The sequence below is a fragment of the Collinsella aerofaciens genome, from assembly GCF_040926265.1.
Taxonomy (GTDB): Bacteria; Actinomycetota; Coriobacteriia; order Coriobacteriales; family Coriobacteriaceae; genus Collinsella; species Collinsella aerofaciens_BB.
Window position 1 is genome coordinate 21,971 of record NZ_JBCOIL010000029.1, and the last position, 8,570, is coordinate 30,540.

An 8,570-nucleotide genomic window follows, 5' to 3' on the forward strand; every position below is an offset into this window, starting at 1 on the left:
ATGGAACAGCACAATGACTCAGGGAAAGCATTTCGCTGCCGGCGGCGATCACTTCGCCGCACTGCCAAACAAAAAGATTCACACTCCGAAGGGGATCGCGCGTCTGACCGTCACCGCGGCGACCATGGCCGCCATGACCGGATCGAGCCTCATCTCACCGTTCACGGCATTCGCCCAGACCGGTGACGGGACCACGCAGCACCCCGCCGTGATGTCGCCGATCGCCGCCCACGCCGGCGCGGCATCCGGTACCGGCGCGAAATCCGCCGCACAGACCATCGCGGACCTGCAGAAGGCAGTCGACGAGGCGAAGGCGAAGGAGGACGCCGCCAAGGCATCCTACGATGAGGCCGCCGGTCCCTACAACGAGGCGGCTTCCGCCCGCGACCAGGCCAAGGCATCCTACGATTCGGCGGTCAGCGCCGGCACGGCAGCCGACCGAGCGGCAATGGACGAGTACGCCCGTCAGGTCGCGGAGGGCAAGGACGCCGCCGATGCCGCCGGCAAGGACCTCGAACAGGCGAAGGCGGGTCTCGCAGACGCCAAGGCGGATGCATCCGAGAAGGACGAAGCGTACCAGTCCGCCATCAAGGCGGCCCAGGACGCTCAGGATGCCCTCGATAAAGCCAAGGCAGATGCCGTAAGCGCCACCCCGGAGGCAATCAGTGCCGCCGAGCAGGCCGTGCGCGACGCCCAGGCTGCCGTGGACAGGGCACAGGCCAATCTCGCCAACGCCAACGCGACGCTTGCCGATGCCCAGTCCAAGCTGGTTGCGGCCCAGTCTGCAAAGGATTCCGCCGATTCCGTCCTCGCTGCAGCCAAGCAGAACAAGGACGCGGCGGATGCGAAGGCCGCAGCCGCCAGCGCCGCCTACGAGAAGGCGAAAGCAGACCTCGCCGCAGCGGAGGCAGGCGCGAGCGGCCCGGAGTACGATGCGGCAAAACAGAAGGTCGCGGACGCGGAGGCAGCCCTCGCTGCCGCACAAGCGACACAGTCCCAGTGCGAGTCCGAGCTCGAGCAGGTACAGTCCGCTGCGGCAACGGCACAGGCCGACCTGAATGATGCCCAGGCGTCCCTCTCCGCGAAGCAGCAGGCCGCGGCCGATGCCGAATCCGGTGTGAACGCCGCCCAGTCCGCACTCGATGCCGCGAACGCCGGCCTCGATGCGGCCAAGCAGGCGAATGCCGACGCCGTCGCCAAGCTGGATGCAGCGAAGCAGGCTGTCAAGGACGCTGAGTCCGCCAAGGCAGCCGCCGATGTAGAGCTCGCGAACGCCAAGGCCGCAAAGGATACCGCAGACGCCGCCGTAAACGCCGCGCAGCAGAAGGTCGACGAGGCCCAGGCGAAACTCGATTCCGCCGACGCGCAGCTCAAGCAGGGAGCCATCGGCTTCTTCCGTGCCATGGGTGCCGAAGATGCAGCCAACATCATTCTGAACGCCAAATATGCCGGAAAGACCGAAGTCGGCAACTCCAAGGACGCCACGTCTCTTGACAATATGCTCAATGCGATCAGGTGGATGAAGTCCGTCAACGACTACCGCAAGTCGGTCGGCCTGTCCGAGCTCCATGTCACCTACAAGCTCATCGCCGGTGCGATCGCAGATGCCAACTACAGCGACACCGTGCTCGATCATGCCCGTCAATATGATTTTGCCGAAAACCTGGCATGGAATTACGGAATCGATCCGAGTGGGCAGTGGATCGAGCAGGAGAAGGGCTTTTTCGACAAGGCAACGGAGGCCCTTTATGGAGTCACCGGTCTTGTCGGCAAGGATGCCTATGATTTCTATGCAAAGAACGGTGTTGCAATCAACCATTGGATTGCAGACAACTGCCACTGGGAGAACGGCAGTAGCGGCACCGTCGGCCATTACATGAACATCATCAATCCCGAACTCGCCGTTATGGGAATGGCAACCTGCACCAAGGGCACCATGTCCGGGCTTCAGACGCAGTGCTACACCGCAGAGATCTCCGGCTGGTCCGGCTCCGGTTGGAACATGAACCCCATCTCCGTCGACGAGTACGAGCAGAAGCTGACCTCCTATATCAACGGCCTCAAGAACGCCAAGAGCGCACTCGACGCAGCCAAGGCCGATCTCGCATCCAAGAAGCAGGCAGCCGCCGGCGCCGCCGCAACCGTCCAGCAGAAGCAGGTCGCGGTGGATTCCGCACAGGCAGGTGTCGATGCCGCAAAGCAGGGCGTCGCCGATGCGCAGGAGGCCGTGGACGTGACAGGGCGCGATATCGCAGCAAAACAACAGGGCGTCACGGATGCCCAGGCCGAGCTTGATGCGGCGAAATCGGACCTCGATGTCGCCAACGCGGCAGTCGATACGGCAAAGTCGACCGTCCAGCAGAAAAAGAATACCCTCGATGCTGCCAACGCAGCTGTAACGACCGCACAGTCCAAACTGGACTCCGCCAAGGCGAACACCGCATCCAAGCAGCAGGGCGTGGACGATGCGAACGCCGACCTCGCGAAGTTCTTCCAGGACGTCGCCGACGCCAAGAAGGCGCTCGATACAGCAAAGAGCGTCCATGACGCGGCGGCAGCCGATCAGACCGAGAAGGCGACCGTCCTCGCCGCCGCCGAGCAAAAGGCGGACGCCACCGCACGCGCCCTCGCGGATGCCCAGCGTGCCGTCGATGCCGCAAAGGCCGATACCGGCGTTGCCGCCGACAGGCTTACCGGCTCCCAGACCGATCTCGTTGACGCACAGTCGAACCTCGACATCCTCACCGGTCTTGCCGCGAAGCTCGCAGAGGCACAGCAGCGCGAGCAGGATGCAGTAAAGACCGTCAATGACACCAAGGCCGCCCTCGATTCCGCGAAGGCGGATACCATCGCCGCCGAGTCCCTGGTCTCCGCCGCCGAGCAGGCGAAGGCGCAGGCAGACGCCAAGCTGTCGAAGCTGAACTCCATCGATGCCGGCGCGGCGATCGCTTCCGGCCATGATGTGAACGCGGATGACGCCCTCAACGCGCTTTTCGCCGCAGCAGTCGAGGCACGTGCCAAGGTCGCGCCCGCCAAGGCTATCCTGGACGAGAAGCAGGCCGCGGTGGACGGGCTCCAGTCCGGCTATGATGCGGCACTCGCCGCCTACGAGCAGGCGAAGTCCGACCGCATCGCAGCGGAGCAGAAGCTTTCCGATGAGATCGCACGACAGGAGGCAGAGGAGGTCGCAAAGCAGCAGGCGGCATACACCCCGAAGCACCTCGCCGGCACGGATACCGCCCAGCCCGGCAGACTCGCCCAGACCGGTGACCGCGCGGGACTCATCGGCGAGACGTTCGTCATCGGCGGTACCGTCCTCGTGGCAGCCGGCGTCTTCCTCGATCAAAAGAAGCGCCGCGAGCAGATGTAGGACAAATCGCATAACGACTCGGAAAGGGGAATCCCACAAAAGGGATTCCCTTTTTTGTTTCGCCAGCCACGATTCGTTGAGGCAGCTTCAGCTTAAGGGCCACAGATTAAACCGATCTGCAACTGTGACCATATGACTGTGTGCACATGTTAGCATGGTCATATGGTCACCTATTTACAACTGCGATTATGCTGCAATAACTCAACCGTTAGTGCTTATTAAACAGCCAAGCGAAGCCAGGCTTGCCCAGTGTTTGGCGCATCTGCCCCACCTGAATCTCCGTCTCCACGCCATCCTTGCCGATGACGGTACTCATGTTCTCAGCGGTCGAAACGTTGACTGCTGACCTGGCTCTCAAGATGGATCTGACCATCGGATCAAAAGACACTCTGGAGCATGGCTGCCTCCTTGCAAGAGGCTGTCGCCCCCAAGATAACAGATGGGCGGATCCGGCGGAGCATATAACGCTCGGTAATACATGACCATGTTAATGTAGTCATATGTTCACGTATTACAAGCTGGGACCTCATGTATTAGAGCTCGAGCCATGGCCGACAGGACGTCCGGCGGGGAAATCATCGGGGTCGATGCGCGGGGCATGGCGAAGGTTCTTACCGGAGCCTATGGTCCCGACTCTCCCGGTCGTATTCCTACGATATCGCCCCTAAATCACCAATGTGTCAGATAAAGAATGATGCAATGGCTATGATCAAGCATACGGCGGATGCGGCGACTGCGCCTTTTTTCCTCTCCTTTAGTCCGACGAATAGGGTTGCCGTAAAGTAAAGGGCGGAAATGCAGTCTATGGCAAGCAAAACGAGTTCCTTGGGCGGTTTCAGCAAAAGGTCGCTAGCAAAGAGTGATGCGAGCAGGGTAAAGCCGATTGTGACCAAGTATCTCGATTGATTTTGCGACAGCATGGCAACTTCCTTTTAGAACAGGCAAGTGAAAAGTCGGTACGATGCCCTTGCGGTTGCAAACAAGCCGCTGCCAGGACCGGTTGTCACGAGACCGGCGATAACGCATTTTCTCGGTTTCCAGCTCATGACAGACCCCTCTCTCATGGTGAAACGCATACATTATGAGATATGCACATTATCTCGCTAATTAATTTCAATATCCATCATCTAACACTAAAGAATACTGGCTCGCTGATTCAGTGGCGATGCATTTTTACCCTTGCGTTCCCACTCGCGTAATCGCCTCGCCGCGTCGGCGGTCGGAAGGGCCTCCGTCTCGCAATCAGCACCTTGTAGCCGTATCTGCCGAGCCAGGCAGCAAGTGCACCCCAATCGACGCGCTTCCAGTCGCCGCCCGGCGCGTGCTGCATCACGAGGTCTCCGGCGACCACGAGCCCGTGGATATGCTCTCCTTGCAGGCCTGCGATGATTCCGCCGGTGCATGCGATGCTAGGTCGCTGTGCCGGCACTGCGCAAACGTATTGGCCTTTGTGCCCCTTTTGGCAACTTTAGCATGACTATAGGTTAAACCAACCCACAGTCATGAGCACGGTAACGTAGTACTATACTAATTACTTAACATGCTCATATATTTCTAACTGCGACTTAGAATTACTTAATGTAGTCACATGTTAATGTGCTAATATATGACTATGCTATTTCAGAAAGGGGAGGACATGGCGACGAACATCCTGCTAGTCAATCAGAAGGGCGGCGTCGGCAAGACGACATTCGCCGACGAGATCGCCTGGGGTCTCGAGCGCCGCGGCCACAAAGTCGGATTCGGCAATCTCGACCCTCAGGGCGGCGCGAACCACGAGAAGAACCTGCTCGACGACGAGGACGCCGTGAATGTCATCGACACGCCGGGTTTCCTGAGCGACGACACCGCCGAGTATGCCAAGAATGCGGATATCGCAATCATCCCGGTGCAGCCCGGCACGCTGGGCCTGAAGCCCATGAAACGCACGATCAAGGTCATCACCGAGGCCAATCCTGACTTGTCGTTCGCAATCATCGTCAACAACTTCGCGGCGAACCAGACCGTGGATAGACAATTCCTCGAGCTTCTTGAGGCCGATGACCTTCCCGTGCTGGGCACTGTTCCGACCGCGGCGGCATTCAAACAGGGCGCGGCCCTGGGCAAGCCCGTATACGAGATCGCGAAAAACGGCAAAGCCGCCCAGGCGATTGAAAACATCCTGAACGAGCTGGAAGAGGTGCTGTAAATGGCAAAGTTCAAAAAGGCGACCTCATACTTCGACGTCGCAGCGGAGAAGGCCGAGGAGAGGCAGCAGAAAATCGTTGAAAGCGCATCTGAGCCCCAGAAACCGGCTCCTCAGGTGCGGAAAGCCGGGCGCCCCAAAAAGGGCGCTGAAGGGGCATCTGAGAGGCTTGTTCAGCTGTCCGTGTACGTTCCGGAGAGTTACCGAAAACGTTTGAAGCAAGTGGCGCTCGAGGAGGACAAGTCCGTATCGGATATCGCTCGGGAGCTTTTCGATCGCTATCTGGCCGAAAAAGAGTTCTAGTTGAGTTAGCGGGCACCGAAAGGTGCCCGTTTTTCTTTTACCTTGGCCACTGAGAGCCGATTTAAGACCCCGTTTTATCTATCAGTGAGAAAACGGTCGAACCTCACCGATAGGACGTCTTATTTTCGATTCTGTAGTTCCCTGCCGGTAATTGAAGTGAGGTTGACCAGATGTCGGTATCCAGATCAACCGGAAAACGGATTCGGCGTCATTGCCGAATTGTAGGGCTTGCAACTAAGTGGGATTAGTTCGCCCGGGGAGCCGAAGGCGACGCCGGCGCTGAGGGCTGACAGCGACGTAGTCGGGGAGCTGGGGCGTTAGCCCCCACACTTTTGGCCGAAAGCCATGCCAAGGAGCCGAAGGCGACGCGGAGTGAGGCATAGCCGAACGGAGGGCAAGGAGGCGTAGCCGACGCGCAGGGAGCCGTAGCCGACCGGAGGGCGAGCGTAGCGAGCGCCAAGGAGCGGTAGTGACGCGGAGCGAACGCAGTGAGCGGAGGGCAAGGACGATGGCTTTTCTTGTTTGTATATCGTTCGATTATTAAATGCTTTCTGGTGGATTTCTCTGTTTCCCTCTTGAGCTCAGACTAAGTGAATCTAATTCACTCTAGTCAGACTTGGTGGGTTGTATGAACCCATAGTTGTGGTTATTTCAACCCATAGTTGTGGTTATTTCAACCCATAGTGCATGGGTTAACTGAACCCATAGTCGGCATGGGTTATTTCAACCCATAGTCTCGTGAGACAACCCATAGTTGATAAGTTGGCCTAGGTTAACACAGGCTCAAACTATGGGTTGAAATAACTATTTCGGTACTTTTTGGCGTTTTCCGATCGCTTTCTATGGGTTGAATTAACCCATAGCCGGAAAAGTGGCTTAAATTTTCTATGGGTTCTTTCAACCCATAGCTCTACCGTCACAGAAAAGCATCCGCGATCCCTGTGAGCAAGTCTATGGGTTGTCCTAACCGATAGACTTGCTGAAGAACCGTTATTTACCCCCCTATCAATAAAATTATTTTTCGTCTAACTATGGGTTAAACCAACCCATAGTTAGACTGTAGGTTGGTTTAACCCATAGTTTGTAAGGAAAAGAAATAGGGCTATGGGTTGTATGAACCCATAGCCCTTCAAACTAGGCAGAATGCTTTGCGTCCCACTGAGCTTTGCGTTTCGCCGAATTCTCAGCACGTTGCTTTTTCTTGCCCTCCTCGACTTCGAGTCTGCGCTTAGCGATCGCCGTCATATCGAGCCGGTACTCAACCGATTTGTTATTCCCGCGCGGCGACTTAATCAAAAGACCGAGTTCGACAAGCTTGTCGATTCTCTTTTTAACATTCGAGCGATCCGACTTGACGTCAGCCGCCATGGTGGCAAGGCTGATGTAGCAGGTTGATTTGTAGACGTCCTTGCGCTGGAACGACCAAATCCGCCCCATAATATCGGTGTCGAGCCTAGGCAGACCGAGCTCGAGCATCCATGGCGGCTTGATGATCGCGACCTTCTCGCTGACCATATCCTGCACCATGTGGGCGACACGGGACGATTCATCCGATGCCCGGCGAAGTACCTCGCGGCGACTCTCACTATTGGCCATAGCGGCATCTGTGACGGCCTGATTCGCGAAATCGGACGCCGTCCCCATTCCAGACGGGTTTGCGGGACCGGACGGGTGGCTATCCGTGTCCCACGGATAGCCACCGCCCACATCCGGTTTTAAATTTTTGGTATCCATAAACTAGCCTCTCGTTGAGGCTATCTAGCCATCAGCCGAAGTGATGCCATAGTATTTTGGTAGTACTTCAACATAGGGGCCCAAATCGAAGCATACGTGTGCTAGGATTGCAGGTAACAGGCCAGAAAGCCACATTTGAACATGAAAGAAGCCCTTCTTACTTGGCGGTTAGGGGGCTTTTTTCATATCTATTTTTGCTCTTTAACACGCTCCAAAAACTCGGCGATAGCGATCGCCGCCATAGACGACTTAGCTACACCGCGACTCTTCGCGTAGTCATCGAGATCACGCCAAATTTCGAGAGGCAGAGTAACCTGGATTCTTTTCTTCTCCTCGGCCACTGCCATAGACAATTACCTCCTTCGTTGAACAAGCGAAATCGTACCACTACTGATTGAAACAAAGCGTATCACAAATACTGTCTAAAATACAAACTAACACAAAGTGGTACACCTAAATTCGCTAAATCTTTCCCATCGGTCAGATAGGCGCTCGAGTTTCCAAAAAGGACACAGGAAATTGCCAAAAGGGGCACAGTGAAACGTCCCTAGAATCAACTGTTACGATAAAAACAGGGGGTAACTCCGCGGACACGGCCTAGCGCGCTGCCATCCAGTGCCGATTCTGCCATACTCGCAATTCGGCAAGGATGAGGAGTATGAATTGATCGGGGCTTATAGGACAACACCAAAACCGGCATCGACGGCTCCATGGATGATTCGGATTCCAAATAGGCCCTGTTAGTTGAGCTACTTCTTTGCCGGTGTCGTATACGAAACCGCTATACCCGCGGCAATTGCCATGAGACAGCTCACGATGAATCCGAACTCATACTTCAAAACGTTTGTTGCGGTCAGGGCGATAATCAACACAGTCGCAATTTGCAGAATTATCATTATTACGAAGAGATTGATTCCTTGTTTGGCCGAAGTCGCTGAGTGAGTTTGGCTTTGTTGATTCAGGTTGTAGCTGACAACA

At 56.5% G+C, this 8,570-nt stretch carries 7 protein-coding genes; 3 read left to right on the forward strand and 4 right to left on the reverse strand.

Features of this window, described 5'->3' with window-relative positions:
- The first annotated feature begins 13 nt into the window (after positions 1-13).
- A complete protein-coding gene (locus AB5767_RS08595; RefSeq protein WP_368132908.1) occupies positions 14-3,370 on the forward strand; it encodes a coiled-coil domain-containing protein in 3,357 nt (1,118 codons plus the stop codon).
- 680 nt (positions 3,371-4,050) lie between these two features.
- On the opposite strand, the gene AB5767_RS08600 is transcribed toward AB5767_RS08595, so the two are convergent.
- The gene (locus tag AB5767_RS08600) at positions 4,051-4,290 is read right to left on the reverse strand and encodes a hypothetical protein (protein WP_368132548.1); all 240 of its coding nucleotides are present in this window, start codon (positions 4,288-4,290) and stop codon (positions 4,051-4,053) included.
- 716 nt (positions 4,291-5,006) lie between these two features.
- On the opposite strand from AB5767_RS08600, the gene AB5767_RS08605 reads away from it, so the two are divergent.
- Both AB5767_RS08605 and AB5767_RS08610 read left to right on the forward strand, forming a co-directional pair.
- Positions 5,007-5,558 (forward strand): nucleotide-binding protein, encoded by a 552-nt coding sequence (locus AB5767_RS08605; protein ID WP_055287551.1) that lies wholly within the window; start codon positions 5,007-5,009, stop codon positions 5,556-5,558.
- A complete protein-coding gene (locus AB5767_RS08610) occupies positions 5,559-5,858 on the forward strand; it encodes a ribbon-helix-helix protein, CopG family (RefSeq protein WP_217108483.1) in 300 nt (99 codons plus the stop codon).
- Between the two features lie 1,134 nt (positions 5,859-6,992).
- On the opposite strand, the gene AB5767_RS08615 is transcribed toward AB5767_RS08610, so the two are convergent.
- The 3 genes from AB5767_RS08615 to AB5767_RS08625 all read right to left on the reverse strand — a co-directional run.
- Positions 6,993-7,592, reverse strand: coding sequence for a hypothetical protein (locus AB5767_RS08615; protein WP_368132549.1), 600 nt, complete (start codon positions 7,590-7,592; stop codon positions 6,993-6,995).
- Positions 7,593-7,780: 188 nt separating this feature from the next.
- Entirely contained in the window at positions 7,781-7,939 is a 159-nt protein-coding gene (locus AB5767_RS08620; protein ID WP_082421961.1) for a ribbon-helix-helix domain-containing protein, read from the reverse strand.
- Positions 7,940-8,341: 402 nt separating this feature from the next.
- The coding region (locus AB5767_RS08625) for a hypothetical protein (RefSeq protein WP_368137023.1) at positions 8,342-8,570 on the reverse strand (229 nt) is incomplete at its 5' end.

Excerpts from the sequence above, each read along its gene's own strand:
- AB5767_RS08620 (WP_082421961.1), bottom strand. The coding sequence starts at position 7,939 with ATGGCAGTGGCCGAGGAGAAGAAAAGAATCCAGGTTACTCTGCCTCTC.
- AB5767_RS08595 (WP_368132908.1), top strand. The coding sequence starts at position 14 with ATGACTCAGGGAAAGCATTTCGCTGCCGGCGGCGATCACTTCGCCGCA.
- AB5767_RS08615 (WP_368132549.1), bottom strand. The coding sequence starts at position 7,592 with ATGGATACCAAAAATTTAAAACCGGATGTGGGCGGTGGCTATCCGTGG.
- AB5767_RS08610 (WP_217108483.1), top strand. The coding sequence starts at position 5,559 with ATGGCAAAGTTCAAAAAGGCGACCTCATACTTCGACGTCGCAGCGGAG.
- AB5767_RS08600 (WP_368132548.1), bottom strand. The coding sequence starts at position 4,290 with ATGCTGTCGCAAAATCAATCGAGATACTTGGTCACAATCGGCTTTACC.
- AB5767_RS08605 (WP_055287551.1), top strand. The coding sequence starts at position 5,007 with ATGGCGACGAACATCCTGCTAGTCAATCAGAAGGGCGGCGTCGGCAAG.